We start from the raw sequence: 16,616 nt of genomic DNA, 5'->3' as shown, positions 1-16,616 counted from the left end.
TAATCGATATTCGTGTCCCGTCGGCGTTTTGCTACGCTTTCGCCCGGAACTTTCGGCTGACGGACGATCGATTGAGGAAACGAGCCATGTGTGGAATTGTCGGATACGTTGGTAACTCGCGCGCAGCGGACTTCTTGCTGGAAGGTTTGCGGCGGCTTGAATATCGCGGATACGACAGTGCCGGCATCGCGGCGATGGATAACTACGACGATATCCACATCGTCAAGTCAGCCGGTCGGATTGCGGCTTTGGCCGATCAACTGGCACTTGAAATGCCAATCGGCTCCACAGGAATTGGTCACACGCGTTGGGCAACGCATGGTCCTGCCACGCAAGCCAATGCTCACCCACATGCCGGCCCCAGCGGCGAAGTTGTCGTTGTACATAACGGCGTGATCGAGAATTACGCCGCCCTTAAGACGCGGCTGCAACAGAAAGGCTATATCTTCCGGTCGGATACGGATACGGAAGTGATCGCCTATATGCTGGAAGATGCGCTAAAGCAATTGCCCATCGGTTCATGTCAAGCTCCTTCCGACGAGGAACTGGTCGCGCTCGTGCAGACCGTGTTAGCCAAGCTTCAGGGAACCTATGGCGTTGGCATTCTATTCCGAAGTCGTCCCGATTTGATTATCGCAGCCAGGCTGGGAAGTCCCTTGGTAATCGGTGTCTCCGAGGATGCTCATTATCTGGCCAGTGATGCATCGCCCCTGGTCGGCTACACCGAGAAGATTGTCTATCTGACCGACCACCAGATTGCTTTGCTGAAGGCGGACTCGCTGCAAATTGCTCATCGTGACTTGGGAGAGGTCGCGCACAGTGTCGAGAAGCTCGAGATTGCTTCGGGAGATGTCGAGCTCGGTGAATTCGAACATTACATGCTGAAGGAAATCTTCGAGCAGCCGCAATCGCTGGAAAACGCAATGCGGGGACGTTTGAGCCTCGATAATGCCACGGCCGTATTTGGTGGCTTAAATTTGAGTCCCCAAGAGCTGAGGAGTGTCGATCGAATCTTACTCACCGCATGTGGAACGAGCTGGCACGCGGCCATGGTCGGCGAGTACATGATCGAGGAGATGGCTCGGATTCCAGTGGAAGTCGAGTACGCATCCGAACTTCGATATCGCAATCCACCTGTTCCTCAACGAACGTTGGTGTTCGGTATTACTCAAAGTGGTGAAACAGCCGATACCCTGGCAGCTTTGCGTGAAATGAAGCGGAAGGGGCATCCAACGCTGGCGATTTGCAATGTCGTGGGAAGTAGTATCGCGCAAGAGGCCGATGGTGGCATCTACTTACACGCGGGACCGGAAGTGGGTGTGGCATCGACTAAGGCATTCACATCTCAATTGGCCATCATGGCAATGCTGGGGCTGTACTTTGGTCGCTTGAATCATTTGAGTTTCGATCAAGGTTATCGAATGATCCAAGCCCTGCAGGCATTACCGGATGCCGTTCGCCAGGCTCTTAACACACGGGAACAAGCCAAGAAGGTTGCCGAGAAATATCAGGCGGTCAACAACTTCCTGTACCTTGGACGTTATTTCAACTTCCCGGTCGCTTTGGAAGGTGCCTTGAAGCTAAAGGAAATTAGCTACATTCACGCCGAGGGTTACCCAGCCGCCGAATTAAAGCATGGTCCCATTGCCTTGGTGGACGAGAATACGCCCAGCGTTTTCATCATGCCTCAGGGTGTTGTCTACGACAAAGTGATGAGCAATCTGCAGGAGATCAAAGCTCGTGGTGGCCCTGTGATTGCGATCGCAAATGAAGACGATCACGAAATCGAAAAGTACGCCGACGACGTCATTCGGATTCCGAAGGTGGAAGAGTTCCTGCAGCCAATCGTCTCGGTAATACCGCTGCAGTTCATTGCCTATCACATCGCACTCTTACGCGGCTGCGATGTCGACAAGCCGCGAAATTTGGCAAAGAGCGTGACGGTGGAGTAGGATATTCGGGCGTGCCCAATTTCATCTCGAAGGTGATTTTCGCCATGAATAACGAGACAAAGCTGATCACGCCAATACCGTTGCAATTCACCGTAACGAAAGTATTAGCTTGTATTTGGGTAGTTGGTGCACTACTCGGCACCTATAATTTTTGCGAGCCTGGCAATCCCTTTCCGTGTCTCCTATTCGGAATTCCTGGGGCGATCGTCGGATATCAGTTGATCGCACGTCAAAGCTGCGGCTGGAATCTTAATTGTGGCATTGTCCTAATCTTGGCGTATGGATCGTTTTCCACATTTGCATGGCCCTGGCTTAATAGTCCTTTTCCTGTTACTTCTTCTGCTTGGTATCTACAGGTGCAGAATGAAACCTTCGCCGATGAGACATTCATGAAGTTTCATGCCTCGGCTGACAAATGTCGGGCTTACGTTGACTTCCTTAAGAGCAAGTGCCAGCGAAATTTTGATCCACCGATCGCGTTCCACTCGAGCGAAATTCGATGTGATCCAATGAGGGGACCATGGAGTACAGATTTCGACATTGGAAACGCGCCGCCGTGGTTTGATCCACAGAAGATCGAGGATGGGGAATATTTCCGTGGCGATAGTGATTTTGTGTGGCTTGATACCAATCGAGGTGTCTTCTACATGTATTGCATGTTTTGAGCCAAAGACTTTTCGGCGATGAACGAAACGGTTGCCCAAACGGACAAAAGAAAACGCCTATTCCCACTTCGGAAATTCTGCGCGGTCGTCTGGGTATTCATCGCCCTACTGGGGTCCGTTTACCAACTAGATACGTACAGCCCTTTGCTATCGGTTGTCTTGGGGGTTCCTGCCGCATTACTTGGCTATTTGCTGATTTCCGACCAAAGGCACGAACGCGTCTTGCGATACCTACTGATAGCTTGGGTGTTTTTGGCGATCGTGTTTGGCGTCGTCTTACCAACCGTATTCAATCGTCTCAGTTGCCCGTTCGAGCTGCCGTCTTCCGCAACACGACTCCAAGCGTCCGACAGGATAAACGGCTTTACGGGAGCCGATACACGCGTGACTTTCCATGCATCGGTAACAGACTGCTACGCAACTCTGGCAAAAGTGGAACGCATCTACCGAGTTCGTTTTGGACCGGGCATTCCCATCGAGAAACCAAGTGCTTCGTCGCGATTCACATTCGTTCCCCCGTGGGGCAATTCTCGCCGGCACCAAGAGCATTGGTTCAATCCTGGTGAAATCGAAGAGGGAGAGTGCTTCCGCAGCGGCTTTATTCAAGTTTGGATCGACACCAAACGCGGCGTTTTTTACATGGACGCCCATTTCTAGTAACGGGTGCACTTTCGGTTAGGCATTCCAATTCCGTTTTTCTGGCCTCGCCCACATTTGCTGATTAACATAAGCGATTGACGAAGCGAATTGGTCCATCGCAAATGAGTCAATTGTATGGAGATTGTCGTTCGCGAAGTCTCTTTCATCATGTAACCCAACGCCCGACGTTGCATTTTGGGTGTCTCGTTCTTAATCAAGAGTTTCAAGAGAAGGCATTTGCTATGCGTTTTCAGTTGAGCGTGTTGTTGCTCGGGATGGTGTTCGTAGGAGTAGGCTGTGAGCCAATTGAAACCCTCGATAGCCCGAAACCGGCGTCTACCACACGTGAAACGCAAACGACTGCCGATTGGAAAGACGCGAAGCAAGTTCAACAAGATGTGCGGCAGATCATGACGGCTACTTTCGAGGGAGACGTCGACACTATTGTTAGTTTTACGCATGACCACGTTTTGGGCATCGTCGATGATCCGGAATTAATTCGCGAGGCAATGGAAGGAGTGATGGCCAAGCTACAAAAATCAGGCGTGAAGTTAGAAGAATTTGACTTTACGGAGGAGCCTCACTTCCTGGAATCGGCTCAAAGCCACTTTGTCGTAGTTCCGACTCTCACGATTATGACCATCGACGGAAATCGAGTTGGCGCCATCGGCTATCAGTTTGGTGAAAAGAAAAAATCAGAAACGAAGTGGAAGTATATCGAAGGCCGACGTGTCAATGAGCAGACCGTTCAGGAGATGTTCCCCGAGTTTCCAAGCGATTATCAGTTCCCTGAGTCTGAAATGGGACTCGAATAGTTTGTCAAGCAAACCGCTGCTTCGAACGAAAAAACGCCGCGCTGGTAAACGCGGCGTTTTTTCTAGGAGCTTCGGCAGATCACGTGCCTCATCTCTATTCCGTAGCTCCCGCTGGTATCGACTTTTCCCCTTGGCCTTGTAGTACTGCCAAAAGCAAGCCACCCCATCCAGCCAATAAGATCATCGCACCAATAGGTGCGAGCACACCGATCGTTGGCATGTTGAAGTAGGCGCCTAAGGCGAGTCCACCTCCATACAGAAGCGTACCCAGGCCAAAGCCGATTCCTCCTAGTAGTTGTCCTTTGCCAGGCGTGCGAATCAGGCCGAGCCCGACCATGGCTAAGGAGTAAATCGCAACAGATTGAATCCCTTTTTGATACCGTTCCCAACGTTTTGCGCTCTCTTGACGATCGATCGCGCTGATTTCCATACTGTCCTGCTCTTGGCTGCCGTCTGGGTTGATGCGGCCAGGTGTCATTTTCGCTTTCTCGCGAAGTTCGGATTGAAACTTCGCTTCCACGTATGATTCACCGACCGGACCACCAAGCACCGCAGCCAAGCCGAATAAGCATCCGAGAATCAGGTTCAACGTCGACATAGCATCGTCTTTGCGTTGGATTGTAATTGCTGTCTTGAAGGGAATGCAAAAACGACTATCGACGTCGCTTCTGTTTCGAGGTTAATTCAAAGTCCAGTTCGGCTTCTTGGGTAACATTGGCCGAGAGACTCGAATCTTGGCTGAGATATTGCCAAGGAACGATTTTGTTCTCCGACGTGTAGCCGCCGATTTGGACCGTCTTATTTCCCGGGGTGCAATCGAGGGAGTAGGCTCCCTCAATGATCTTCCCTTTGGCCATTTCGTTCGCTCCTTCCGAGCTGAGGAACATGATGGTCCCGTCTTGGATCGGAGCACCATCGAGCGTTACTTTCCCGTTGATCGGGAATACTTCGGGACCGCGCGAGCAACCGATGGTTGCCAGGACGGCCAAGGCCAACGAAATGGTTGCGAGCCGACGTATTTGGGTAAGTGCCATTGGGGTCGTTTCCTTATTATCCGATTTAACGATCAAAGCAAAACCTTAGAAAGGAGCAATCACGGCACCGTCACCGCGGTTGGACAAATCCTTCAAGGTTTGATTACTCATCGTTTCTGGCAGGAACGAAACCGACCCGTCCGCTCGCGTGACCATCACCCCGCCTGGGTGAGCACTTCGCAGGGAGTAAGCCGTTTGCGAGCCAGGTCCGGATGGCGGAATAACCTGGGTGTTTCGCCACAGGTTATTGGCATCGGCACCGGTAGGAACAAAGTCCGGAGCTGGTGTATTGATCCAGAACAGGGTGGTGAACATCGATTCCATGCCCCATCCGTTCCAGTAGTTGCCAATGGTGCAGTTGACCTGAGGACTTTGACGGATTTCGCCGAACATCAAGGTGTTGGACGTGCCGTCAGTAATGTCTTTCAGGCCGATGTGCGATTTGACAAAGAACAGACCGCTCATGCCCGAGCCATCGGTTGCTGGTTTGTCGGCGTAAGCTTGTACCATGATCACGTGGCCGGAGTTGGCCAGGTAATTGCCTTGGAAGCCGTCGTTACCGACCTTGCCGCCGTTGGGATCGGAAGGGCAAACGAATCCATCGACGACCGTCTTGCGAACGGTTTCGTTCCAGGTATTCGCCGGGGAGCTTGCCATGTTTGGCTTCACCAAGTCGTACATCGCCTTTTGTTCGACGAAGGGAAGAATCGACGTGAACCAAGTCATTCGATTCGGCTGGTGCGTTGGATCGTCCAATTGTTGTTGGCTGAACTGTCCGGCGGGGAAATTTCCGTAAGTATCGTGATAGTTGTGCATCGCAATCCCGAGTTGCTTCAGGTTGTTGGTGCACTGGATTCGTCGAGCCGCTTCGCGAGCTTGCTGAACCGCGGGGAGCAGCAAGGCGATTAACACACCGATGATGGCGATAACGACGAGCAGTTCAACAAGGGTGAAGCCGCGTCGAGTGGCAGGGTAGGCTTGCATGCTTGTGTTCCGGAGTTACTGGTATTTGGATAGAAGCTGGTTATGGGAAAGTGAAAAACCTCGCCCGTCATTAACTTCGGGGCGAGGTATTCCGGTTGTTGTCAGTAAAAAGATGTTAGGTCTTAGGGAGTTTCTCTAACATCTCGCTGGCGATCTTACGACGTTGCTTATCGCTACCAGCCGATTTTAGGCGGCTGCACATCGGCTTCAGCGGTGCCACTTGGTCTGGGGCATGTCGCATTGCGTCCGCGAAAGCAGGTTCGATACCAAACATCTGCGGCATCGGTTTGTCGGGATCGGCCACCTGGGTCAGGAAGTTGCGAAGCATCTCGACCCCATCTGGTGGAAGCGGAACTTCCGAGTCGATCTGCTGCTGGCCACAACCGACAGCAACAAGGCTGGTCAGCAGCAGCATTCCAACGCCCAGCATTCGGCGAAACCGCGAATCGCTCGTCAAGTTGTTCTGCTTAAACGCCACTGATCACCTCCCCTTCGTCGCGAGTACCCATCGCACCCCAGACGCCATAAGGCGAAGGACCGCTGTCGGTAGGCGACGAAGTTTGATCGCCGGTGTCGATAGTTTCGTTGATGAACTTTACCGAACCATCGACCAACAGCACTTCCACACCACCAGGGTGACGGCTGTTCGAGGTCATGATCGCTTCGGTCCAGTAATTGTTTTCCATGCTGCACGAAGGACCATTCGGAGCGATGATCGTCGTCACGGAAGTCCAGATCGCGCCACCTGGGTGGTAGCTCGAACCGTGCTTGTCGACGCCACCTGCCACAGAGATACCGTTAGCGTAACGATTGCCCAGCCAAATCGAACTGTTGTTGCAGTCGGATGGCGAAGATGGGCCAACGCCCATGGCAGTATCACCACGCTTGCGATCGCCGGTTGGGCGAATGATTTCCGCGAAAGCAACTGTATTGGTCGTACCGTCGACAACGTCACGCATCTTGTACCACGAACGGTAGCCGAACATCCCACGGGGGTGGATGTCATTGGCATCGCCGCCGGAGGTTTGACGCCAGTTGTCACCGACGCACAAACCATAGTTGGTCATCGCTTGGTTACGACCATTTCGGAATTCTGGGTCCGATGGGCAAAGCAGCCCTTCGACTTGGGTTTGCGTTGCTGGAAACACTGCATCGATCGAGCAGTATTGGCCACTGACCAGACGTTCTTGCCATTGGTCTGCGAGGGCGGGTTGTTCCATAAAGGGGAGCAATGGAATCGAGCCACTCACGCCGCTCCACCAGGCATCACAGGCGCCAGCACCCGCCGATCGGGAAGGAAATGCATCGTGTGTGTCGTGGTAATTGTGGAGCGCCAAGCCTAATTGTTTCAAATTATTCGAACATTGTGTTCGTCTTGCGGCCTCCCGTGCTTGCTGCACTGCCGGTAAAAGCAGCGCAATCAGTACGCCTATGATGGCGATCACCACCAATAGCTCTACAAGGGTAAATCCCCTCATTCTCGTCATTGACATTTAAGTGCCACTCCATGATTGTGATATATGAATGATGTTTGGCCCCACATTGCGCGACATCGTTCACAACGCCCCCCAGCGTCGGGAATCGTGCTTTAGCAATGTGTTGCCACGGTGCATGATGGAATGGCTTCACGTAAGACATTCTGTTATTTGGTGTCGAACAAAGCATTGCTAATTCCGTTTTTTGTGATTTTCAATTTGTTTCACTCCTGGCAGCGTGACTCCAGGTCACTTGTGGATGATTGATCACACGAACTTAGTAACTAAAACGATCGCCTTATTTCTCCCCCGGGGGCATGAGCAATCCGCGCGGATTACGTCGGGTGCTGCGATGGGTGCCGCGGATTATCCGCACATAACCCTTTTGGAGTGGCCGTACGATGATGCGCAGCCAGATTTCGATCTCGATTTCAGCGAGCTCGAGTTTGATGCCGCGATTGTTTGGGCCTACAACGGGTCGCCCTGGGTGCGTCGACTTTTGAAGATGGGGATTCCCGTCATCAACTGTGGCAGCAATTGGATTGCCGAAGGAGTTCCCTCCGTGGCATTCGATTGGGAAGCGTTACAGGACGACCTCGTTGACAAGTTTCTTTCATTGGGACGTCCGAACGCGGCAATCGTTTCTCACAACTTGGGTAACGACCCGTTCAAAGTTGCCTGGCTCGATACCTTGATCGAACGCCTCAACAGTTCGGGCATGTCAACACAGTTCTTCATCGCTCCGGGGCTCCCGAGTGAAGAGCGGCAACGTATGTTCAAGCCCGCACGAGAAGCGGAGCTGATCACGTTCCTCGAGAACCTTCCGCAACCGACGGCCATGTTCTGCGACGACGACTATCTGGCAGCACTGCTATCACGTGTCGCACGGGATTTGGGCAGTCGCATTCCGCAAGACTTGGCGCTGATGGGATTCGGTAATTTCACCGTCTCGCGCGTTTCGTCTCCTTCGATCTCGACCATTGAGATTCATGGTGCGATGATCGGACGTCGGGCGTTTCAGATGGTTCTGCAGCGTTTAGAGTCGCCGGAAAATCAACACTCGTTGGTTGAGCATGTGCGACTAGAATTCATTGAACGCGAATCGTTCCGCTTCGAACTCGTGAAAGATACTGTCGTTGCTCAGGTGAACCGGATCATCGAGCGAGAAGCATGCAAGGGAATCAACGTCGACGAGTTGGCTCGCCGTTTGGGCGTCTCGCGAAACACGCTTAATCGCCGTTTCCAACAAGAGTACGGTATCACGCCAGGAAAGAAGATTCGGGCGATGCGGGTCCACCAGGCGAAGCAGATGCTGGTGAACTCCGATCATAGCGTAACCAAGGTGGCTGAGCTCTGTGGCTTTCCCGAACCAGCAAACTTCGTCAACTTCTTCCGCCGTGAGGTAGGACAGACGCCCAACGAATATCGAATGTCTGCGAGACAGACGGATAGCTAAGTGAGGCAGAGGTTACCGAAACTGAGAAAACTAAAAAAGGCCCAAAGCGATCTCGCTTTGGGCCTTTTTTCATTCAATACGATAGTAAGCAGTCGTTATGAGTACGATCTTGGAAACGCATTGCGAAGCAGGGCCAAGCTCTCTGGAATAGCTTTCGTGTAGTCTTCCATTCCCTCGAATTCGAGCGAAATGTAGCCTCGATAGTTGTGCTCGGCCAAGATCTTGCCGATACGCGGATAATCGAGATCGAGCGAGTACCACTGGCCGCCACCGTAGTAGGTTTTCGCTTGTACGAAGATCGTTTGTGGCGCGATCTTCTCCAGGCGATCGTATGGGTCTTCGAGGAAATTCCCCGTATCGGTGCAAATTTGCAGCCACGGTGAATCGACTGCGTTGACGATTCGCAGTAGCCCTTCTGGCGTGAGGCCTAACCCCCAGTGATTCTCAAGAGCCATCACCACGCCGCATTTCTCGGCGGTGGGTAGGCACTTCTCCAACGCTTCGATGACCCATGGAAAGGCATCTTCATCGGTGTACCCTTCCAGCGGCTTCTCAATGCCTCGGTTGGCCATTAATTCGTCGAAGCTGCCTGACGTTCCCCAGGTGCCGCTGTTAACGCGCATCACAGGGATGCCGAGTTCGTAGGCGATTTCGATTTGGCCAATCGTTCGGTCAATGTTCGCTTGTCGTTTTTCTTTGTCGGGCGTGACAAAACCCTGGTGCGTCGACAGGCCAACCAATGGCAAACCTAGCTTCAGGCAGTGCCGCTTGTAGCCCATCATCCGCGAACGACTGAGCATGTCGTTTTGTTCGATTTGGTAAAGCAGTAGCTCCACCCCATCAAAACCATACTCATCAGCAATGTCGATGCACTTATGGAAGTCACGTAAATCGTCGTTGTGGAAACGCCATAGCGAATAAGTGGAAAGAACGATCGGCGAAGTCTTACGCGCTCCGCTTGGCAAATCTGTCTTGGTGTCGTCCGCGGCACAAGCTTGGCTGAGCGGGATCAGCGAGGCAGCGGCGGCGGACAGAAAGCCACGGCGGGAGGAAAACGGACTATGGGAAGAAGTTGATTTCATGTTGTCGAACTTGGGTTAGCGGAATGCGAAGGGAAGTCCAAGGGAGCATGATGGGCCGTTCGCAAGACTGGATTATGGGTCGGCCAGCAAGGCACGTAGTTGCTTCGCCTGAGCTTCGGGCAAAGTCTTTAGCAACGGTCGCATCGTGAAATTGCCGTGGATCTTGTCGTCACGCATGAACATCCAGTCCGAGATGTCCTCTTTGCCCACCGTCCATTTTTGATTGATGGTTACGTTTTCGACGATGCCAGGATCGTTCCCAATTCGGCCGATGAACTTGCCATCTTTGAATTTAATATTGGTAATCCAAAAGTGCTCGACCTTCTCGCCATCCTTGATCGGAGCCTTAACAGCGAAGTCTTCACCTTCGCCGCTTTCCAAGATTTTGATGAACTTGTCGACCGATTTCTTGGCCTTGGCGATCGCCTCGTCCATTTTCTTCTGGTCATAGCCCTCGGTGACCAACGTATTCGGCTCTGCTGAGGCGGTTGTCGCGAACAGAAAGAGTGAGAACAAGACCAGCGCGCCACGCATTCGAGTCATTCCTAAGCAAAAAGGCAGTTCAAGAAGGTCATCTGGTGAGACTCAGCATAAAAGCCATGGCCGCGCGAGGCAATTGCGTACTTGTCTAAAATTACGCAGCCTTTTTCTGCCTTTTTTTGTTACCCGTTCCTTTAGGAAGCTCGGGAACGTTCTTTTTCGGAAGGTACTTTTGAAAGTTGGCCTTTACCTCGTCGTACTTCGTATCCTTCGCTAGATTTGTCCATTCGTAAGGATCTTCGACATGGTCGTACAGTTCTTCACTACCGTCCGCGTAACGGATGTAGCGAAACTGTTCACTGCGGAAACTGTGGTTATTGCGATGAAACGTCGTCAGCGCAGGCGGTTCCCAAGCCGCTTGGCTGTCCTTCAATAGCGGAACGATGCTTGGCCCTTCCACGTGGTCCGGAATCGAAATCCCGCTCAAGTCACACAGTGTCGGATAGATCGACATGAAATCGACTGGTTGATCACAAACCGAGTTCGCGGAGGTAACACCAGGGGCAACCCAGATCAATGGGGCACGGCATGCTTCCTCCCATAGAGCGAATTTTCGCCAATGTTCTTTTTCACCTAGGTGCCATCCATGATCGCCCCAGAGAACGATGATCGTGTTGTCTCGGTAGTCACTCTGTTGCAAGCCATCGAGCAAGCGACCGATCTGATCATCGGTGAATTGGATAGTCGCCAGATAAGCTTGGACGGCTTCGTCCCAGCGACCTGACTTGAGCATCAATGCATGGTCGCCGTTGGGCTTGGCCATCTTAATGCCTGCTTCTGGAACGTCTTGCAAATCGTTCTTCGTATGCGGGGGCAATTGAATCGAATCGAGTGGAACGCGATCGAAGTAACTCTTCGGCACACTCCACGGCATGTGTGGCTTAACGAAACCGACCGCTAGGAAGAAAGGTTTGTCGTGCTTTTCGTCGAGTTTCTCGAGTGCGTAATCCACGACTTTGTAGTCCGGCATGTCGCTCTCGGTGTTCGACAGCGGGCCAAACTTGATTCCGCCGACGCCGTTATTCTTCGCCGATGGGTCAAGGGTTAACTTGGTTGGTTGCTCTTGGAAGTACTCGGTCCACTCCCCATCGCGATGCTGCTTGGCGTGATAGATCTTGCCAGCGCCGTAAACGTTGTATCCTGCGTTGAGGAACTGAGTTGTTAACGTCAGCTTTTTCGGAATGACTGGGCTCCACGCTTGGCCGTTGTCGTAACAGCCGCTCGTGCTGGGACGCAGTCCAGACATCAATGCCGCCCGTGAAGGATTGCATGCCGGGGCCGCACAATTAGCATTGGTGAACGTAACACCCATGCCAGCCAGCCGGTCGATGTTGGGCGTCTTCGTTTGCGGGTTTCGATGAAGATGTCCGACCCAGTGGTTCAAATCGTCGACTGCGATGAACAAGACGTTCGGATGAGTCGATTTTACTTCTTCGCCCTGAATTGTCGTGGTAATTAGCAACAAAACGCAGACGAGCGAACAATACCGAAAAGCATGCATGGCGGGAGTACTCACGCGAAGAGGTGCAATGAATGGTTTGCGTCGCGATTCATCTTAACCCGCCGAAAACAGCCAGCGTGAGACCTGTGTCATGAAAAATTAAAGATTCTTGTATGGATTGTTCGGGAGCAGTTTTGTTTTTTACCTCGACTAGGAATCTGTTTCGCCTGATTCGGTCGCTGGCTCCTGCTTCGGCTGGTCGTTAGCTGTTTCTGCACCAGACTTCCCTTGGGTGAACGACAAGTCTCCCACGATCGCCACACGAAAGCCGTGATGTCGTGCAGGAAGGCCTGGAAAGTCGTAGCTGCGTGTCGCCGAGCGGGTCCAGAGCGGTAGGTCGAGCCAATTGCCTCCGCGGACAACGCGGCCGGAAGCGGGATCCTCACCAGCTGTTAGTCGAACTGGATCGAGTTTCGGCGACATCGCGTAGAAGATTGAACTGTGCCAGTCGAGGCACCACTCGTCCGCGTTGCCATGCATATCGAATAAACCAAATGGGTTTGCCTTCTTCGTTCCGACAACTGCAGGCGGTGTGTCGGTTTGTTGATCACAAACGGCGTACTCGTTGATGAGAATCGTATCGTCTCCAAAGGACCATCGTCCAACGCTTCCCGCACGGCAGGCAAATTCCCATTGCGCCTCGGTCGGAAGATCGTAGGTCCCTTGATGCTTGCTGCTCAGCCAGCGGCAGTAAGCTTTGGCATCTTCCCAGCTGACGCCGATGACTGGACGATCCTGCGACTCTGGGCCGATATCCATTTCTTTCCAAGTAAAGCGATTGGGTGTGCGTCCTTCCGAGGTGCTTTGGTAGCCTGTTTCTTCGACAAAGGCTTTGAACTGGGCCAAAGTGACCTCGTGCGTTGCCAGGTAGAACGCTTTACTCAGCTCGACCTCATGCTGAGGTGTGCTCGAACGTACGGCAAATTTCTCGAACTCGCCCGCTGTGGCCACTTCAAGTTCGCGAACCATTGCATTTGATTCTCCGCTATCTGTTCCCATGAGAAATGAGCCAGGTGGGATCAAGCGGAACGTGATCCCTTGCGGATTCTCGTAATCGATAGGGACCTGTAGTTGATCGCTCCAGGTCTTCTGGAATTCAATCGCCTCTTCGGCGTCGAATGGAGCCGCCGCGATTGGCGTGGATGGTGGCGAAGGTGTTAATGGAATTTCTTTATTGCCAAAGAGAATCGTTGCCCGCCACTGTTGGCCGCTACGAACGAACAGGGATTCCGATGGGCCTTCTAAATGAATGGGAGGGGGGCTTTGGCTCCACGTTCGATCTTGTAGCCAGATGACCGATAACTCTTGATAGGGCTTTGGCTGTACCACAAGACGATAGTTGCCGGGTGCCAGAAAGACATTGCCATCACCCACTTGTGAATGGAGGTATCGATCTTCAAGGTAAATGTCGACCACGGTATCGGGGTCTCCATGATAGAACTCCACGACTGCCTGGTTGTTGGCGATCAGCTGAAGTGTCGGCCATTGCCAGATTAAGATCGCTGCGATGGGAATCGCCAACGCTACGCAGATGATCAAGCTGACGACCAAGGGAATGGACGTCCGCTTCGGCGCTGGTGGTGTGGCTGGCACGCTTGGAGGCTTATGGGCGTCGGGTTGTTGTAGCCAAGTCAGCGTGGCGCTCAATAACTCGGAAACCTCAGTCGCCGACTGGAATCGATCTTGTGGACGCTTAGCCATCAGTTTTTCAATGGTTGCGACCAAAACTTTGGGTATTGAAGGGGAAAGATCCGCAATCGGTCGCGGCGTATCGTCGCATACTCGGCGGAGCACGGCCATCGTGCTGTCGGCTCGAAATGCCGTTCTGCCGGTACACATCGTGTAAAGGACACTGCCGAGGCTAAACAAATCGCTACGATGATCGAGACGTCCTCCCATGGCCTGCTCGGGCGACATGTACTCAGGCGTGCCTGCCACGTGTCCGGTTTGGGTCATCGTGACGTCATCAATCGCCCGGGCTAATCCAAAATCCGTGATGGTGACACGTTCTACGCCGTTCTCAAGCAAGATATTTGATGGTTTGATGTCGCGATGAACTAAGCCTTGGCGATGTGCCGCGGCAAGGCCCTCAGCGATCTGCATTCCGATCCGCAAGATCTCGGCAGGATCGAGCGGCCCGGTCTGATCGATTTTCTGTTGCAGCGATTTGCCGACAATACACTCCATCACGAGGTAAGGAGGCGAGCTGGCTTCTTCGACCGCGAACACGGTGACGACATGTTCGTGACTCACGGCCGCTGCCGCGCGGGCTTCTCGCAGGAAGCGTTTCACTGCATTCGCATTGTGTGCAAGCGATGGGGAGAGCAGTTTGATCGCGACAACGCGTTGAAGCTTCGTGTCATAGGCTTTGAGCACGACACCAAAACCACCGCGACCAATCACTTCGATGATTTCGTAAACGCCAAGCCGTCCCATCCGTTCAGGTGTGGTACACGGTTGTAAGAGGTCGATCAGTTCCGAATCGCTCGGAAGGTGTAGCCCTGAGTCCTTGTCCCAGCCGGATTGATCGGCGGTTTGAGTTGCCAGATCGGCCATCGCGGGTTGGGCCATAAACGATCGAGGATCATCGTGCGAACGAAGGAGCCGCTCGACGCGGGCACGAAGCTCTGCATTCCCCTGACACGCTTCATCTAAGTAGAACGCTCGATCCTGCGCCGTCGGAAGCTCGATGGCTTGAAGAAACAGTTCTTTGGCATCAGCAGTCGGATTGGACATGGTTGGGTTTCCCGTTAGGTGGTCTACCTATCCATGCGACGCCAAGGTTGAATCGTCTCACGTCGATCGAAAAAAACTCCAAGATATTGGTGCATTAGCCGGAGCCCCATACCGTCAAGAGTCCGACTCGACTTCGGATTTCAACCAGCTCCGAGCATAAGTCCATTGTCGATAGGCGGTTGCACGCGACATGCCCAGGACTTTGCCGACTTCTTCCAGGGAAAGCCCGGCGAAATAATGCAGTTTGACAATCTCAGCCGCTTGAGGGTCTTCAGCATCCAAGCGAGTTAACGCCAAGTCGACCGCCAAAATCCGCTCCGATGAATCTCCTTCGGGGGCAGCGACCTCAGGCATTTCAACCCGATGCAAGTTTCCGCCATGTTTAAGACGGCTTTTTCGACGGGCTTGCTCAACTAGAATCCGGCGCATAGCTTCGGCGGCGGCTGCGAAGAAGTGCCCTTTGTTGTCCCACGAGGGACTTGGGTCGTTGGTTAGCCGTACGTACGCTTCGTGGACCAGCGCAGTTGCTTGCAGCGTTTGTCCAGGTCGCTCTTGCGCGAGTTTTGCCGCTGCCAGTTTTCGAAGTTCGTCATAAACCAGCGGCAACAGGTCTTCCGAAGCAGCCCGATCGCCGGTTTCAATCTGCGAAAGAATTCGTGTTACGTCGCCCATACTCGCGTCCAGCCAAGGACTTAGAAACAACGAGCATAATTATACAGCGGCCCACTTTGGGACGCCTCACGCATTTTCAGAGAACGAAGAAGATTTTCAGCAGGTTACCAGCCGCCGCGATATAGTCGTTTCAGCCGACTAGCGGAAGCTCCGCCCGAGATGCGACTCTTCTCGTGGCCGTCGACAACGTAAACGAACTGCGGGATGGAACTGATACCGTACTTTTGGGCAAGTGTCGGATTCGAATCGACATCCACTTTGCGGATAGGGTATCCGGCATTTCGTAGTTCTTGATAGGTCGGATCAGCGTGACGGCAAGCCGGGCACCAGTTGGCAGAAAAGAACAACACTTTGCCTGGCAGATCACGCGGGCGAACGTTGTCTTCTTCCAGGACGCGTTCGTTGGTGTAACTGGCTAGTGTCAGCAGCACCGGTGCGGCAAAACAAATGAGTGCCACGCAGGCAACGATTACTTTCTGCATTGAAATCACTTCCCCGTTTGATCGTCTCCAGCCAATCTTTTATCCAGCCTCTATCTTCAATAAAGCTCACCGGGGGGAAGATTCCGGTGCGTTCCCCCAGAAATGAATATCAAATCGGAAGCAGACCTACCGCATCCGAACGAACCCGCAAGATCGTTACACCTCAACCACGGGACGGGCGACATTCAAATGTCAGATTCTGGCCGCCAATTTCGATCTCACAGCGTGTAAATCGAGGTCCGAATTACTTAGCCGATGGGCTAAATGGGAAAAATGTGAAACGCGAATACCCTGTGTTTTCCCGAGTAAAACGCGTTGTTTACAAAATTCTTCGCCGTAAGACGCGTAGCCCCTTTACAGCCGAATCCTTTCTGGTACTATTTGTCTCTTCCTGAGAGGGAAACATCGCTCACAGGGACAAAAGCAAATTGCTTTTGAAGGTGCGAGAGCATCAATTTGATCTTTGACAATTTGGTAGTGACCTCTGTTTGAGAACGAAGGTGGTTGTGTTTTCGGAGGCTACTTCGGTGGCTGAAGAAGACGATCATTTTTGAACTCAAGCTAGTTCAATTTTTTTGACAAA

Annotated in this window: 16 protein-coding genes; 5 read left to right on the top strand and 11 right to left on the bottom strand. The window is 52.7% G+C overall.

The genetic code is table 11. From position 1 onward, the window contains the following. Positions 1-86 precede the first annotated feature (86 nt). The 4 genes from glmS (at position 87) to C5Y83_RS22095 (ending at position 4,071) form a co-directional block, all read left to right on the top strand. Positions 87-1,952 (top strand): glutamine--fructose-6-phosphate transaminase (isomerizing), encoded by a 1,866-nt coding sequence (gene glmS, locus C5Y83_RS22110; protein WP_105331978.1) that lies wholly within the window; start codon positions 87-89, stop codon positions 1,950-1,952. Positions 1,953-1,996: 44 nt separating this feature from the next. Beyond that, positions 1,997-2,617 (top strand): hypothetical protein, encoded by a 621-nt coding sequence (locus tag C5Y83_RS22105; RefSeq protein ID WP_146117874.1) that lies wholly within the window; start codon positions 1,997-1,999, stop codon positions 2,615-2,617. 18 nt (positions 2,618-2,635) lie between these two features. Beyond that, on the top strand, positions 2,636-3,274 hold the full coding sequence (locus C5Y83_RS22100) for a hypothetical protein (protein WP_105331976.1): 639 nt from the start codon (positions 2,636-2,638) through the stop codon (positions 3,272-3,274). Between the two features lie 224 nt (positions 3,275-3,498). Continuing rightward, positions 3,499-4,071: a hypothetical protein gene (locus tag C5Y83_RS22095; RefSeq protein WP_146117873.1), complete on the top strand. Its 573-nt coding sequence runs from the start codon at positions 3,499-3,501 to the stop codon at positions 4,069-4,071. Positions 4,072-4,165: 94 nt separating this feature from the next. Here C5Y83_RS22095 and C5Y83_RS22090 read toward each other — a convergent pair whose 3' ends face one another. The 5 genes from C5Y83_RS22090 to C5Y83_RS22070 all read right to left on the bottom strand — a co-directional run bounded on the left by C5Y83_RS22090 (position 4,166) and on the right by C5Y83_RS22070 (position 7,426). After that, complete coding sequence (locus tag C5Y83_RS22090) at positions 4,166-4,669, bottom strand: hypothetical protein (protein WP_105331974.1); 504 nt, start codon at positions 4,667-4,669, stop codon at positions 4,166-4,168. A 55-nt stretch (positions 4,670-4,724) separates the two neighbouring features. Further along, positions 4,725-5,105: a hypothetical protein gene (locus tag C5Y83_RS22085; protein WP_105331973.1), complete on the bottom strand. Its 381-nt coding sequence runs from the start codon at positions 5,103-5,105 to the stop codon at positions 4,725-4,727. A 45-nt stretch (positions 5,106-5,150) separates the two neighbouring features. Further along, the gene (locus C5Y83_RS22080; protein WP_105331972.1) at positions 5,151-6,089 is read right to left on the bottom strand and encodes a DUF1559 domain-containing protein; all 939 of its coding nucleotides are present in this window, start codon (positions 6,087-6,089) and stop codon (positions 5,151-5,153) included. Between the two features lie 115 nt (positions 6,090-6,204). After that, on the bottom strand, positions 6,205-6,567 hold the full coding sequence (locus C5Y83_RS22075; RefSeq protein ID WP_105331971.1) for a hypothetical protein: 363 nt from the start codon (positions 6,565-6,567) through the stop codon (positions 6,205-6,207). Next, the gene (locus C5Y83_RS22070) at positions 6,557-7,426 is read right to left on the bottom strand and encodes a DUF1559 domain-containing protein (RefSeq protein ID WP_233207330.1); all 870 of its coding nucleotides are present in this window, start codon (positions 7,424-7,426) and stop codon (positions 6,557-6,559) included. The genes C5Y83_RS22075 and C5Y83_RS22070 overlap by 11 nt, the downstream gene beginning before the upstream one ends. A gap of 397 nt (positions 7,427-7,823) precedes the next feature. Between C5Y83_RS22070 and C5Y83_RS22065 the strand changes: the two genes are divergently transcribed. Next, entirely contained in the window at positions 7,824-9,020 is a 1,197-nt protein-coding gene (locus C5Y83_RS22065) for a helix-turn-helix domain-containing protein (protein ID WP_105331969.1), read from the top strand. 95 nt (positions 9,021-9,115) lie between these two features. On the opposite strand, the gene C5Y83_RS22060 is transcribed toward C5Y83_RS22065, so the two are convergent. The 6 genes from C5Y83_RS22060 to C5Y83_RS22035 all read right to left on the bottom strand — a co-directional run bounded on the left by C5Y83_RS22060 (position 9,116) and on the right by C5Y83_RS22035 (position 16,033). Next, positions 9,116-10,102: a sugar phosphate isomerase/epimerase family protein gene (locus tag C5Y83_RS22060; protein ID WP_105331968.1), complete on the bottom strand. Its 987-nt coding sequence runs from the start codon at positions 10,100-10,102 to the stop codon at positions 9,116-9,118. 72 nt (positions 10,103-10,174) lie between these two features. Beyond that, on the bottom strand, positions 10,175-10,636 hold the full coding sequence (locus tag C5Y83_RS22055) for a YegJ family protein (RefSeq protein ID WP_199195112.1): 462 nt from the start codon (positions 10,634-10,636) through the stop codon (positions 10,175-10,177). Positions 10,637-10,736: 100 nt separating this feature from the next. Beyond that, entirely contained in the window at positions 10,737-12,143 is a 1,407-nt protein-coding gene (locus C5Y83_RS22050; protein WP_105331967.1) for a sulfatase, read from the bottom strand. Between the two features lie 150 nt (positions 12,144-12,293). Continuing rightward, complete coding sequence (locus tag C5Y83_RS29490; RefSeq protein ID WP_158262461.1) at positions 12,294-14,879, bottom strand: bifunctional serine/threonine-protein kinase/formylglycine-generating enzyme family protein; 2,586 nt, start codon at positions 14,877-14,879, stop codon at positions 12,294-12,296. A gap of 114 nt (positions 14,880-14,993) precedes the next feature. Further along, positions 14,994-15,551 (bottom strand): sigma-70 family RNA polymerase sigma factor, encoded by a 558-nt coding sequence (locus tag C5Y83_RS22040; RefSeq protein WP_105331966.1) that lies wholly within the window; start codon positions 15,549-15,551, stop codon positions 14,994-14,996. A 104-nt stretch (positions 15,552-15,655) separates the two neighbouring features. Further along, positions 15,656-16,033: a thioredoxin family protein gene (locus C5Y83_RS22035; RefSeq protein WP_105331965.1), complete on the bottom strand. Its 378-nt coding sequence runs from the start codon at positions 16,031-16,033 to the stop codon at positions 15,656-15,658. Positions 16,034-16,616 lie beyond the last annotated feature (583 nt).

The organism is Blastopirellula marina (assembly GCF_002967765.1).
GTDB classification, from domain to species: Bacteria; Planctomycetota; Planctomycetia; order Pirellulales; family Pirellulaceae; genus Bremerella; species Bremerella marina_A.
Note: the sequence above shows the minus strand (reverse complement) of the source record. Positions and strands in the feature narration are given on the sequence as shown.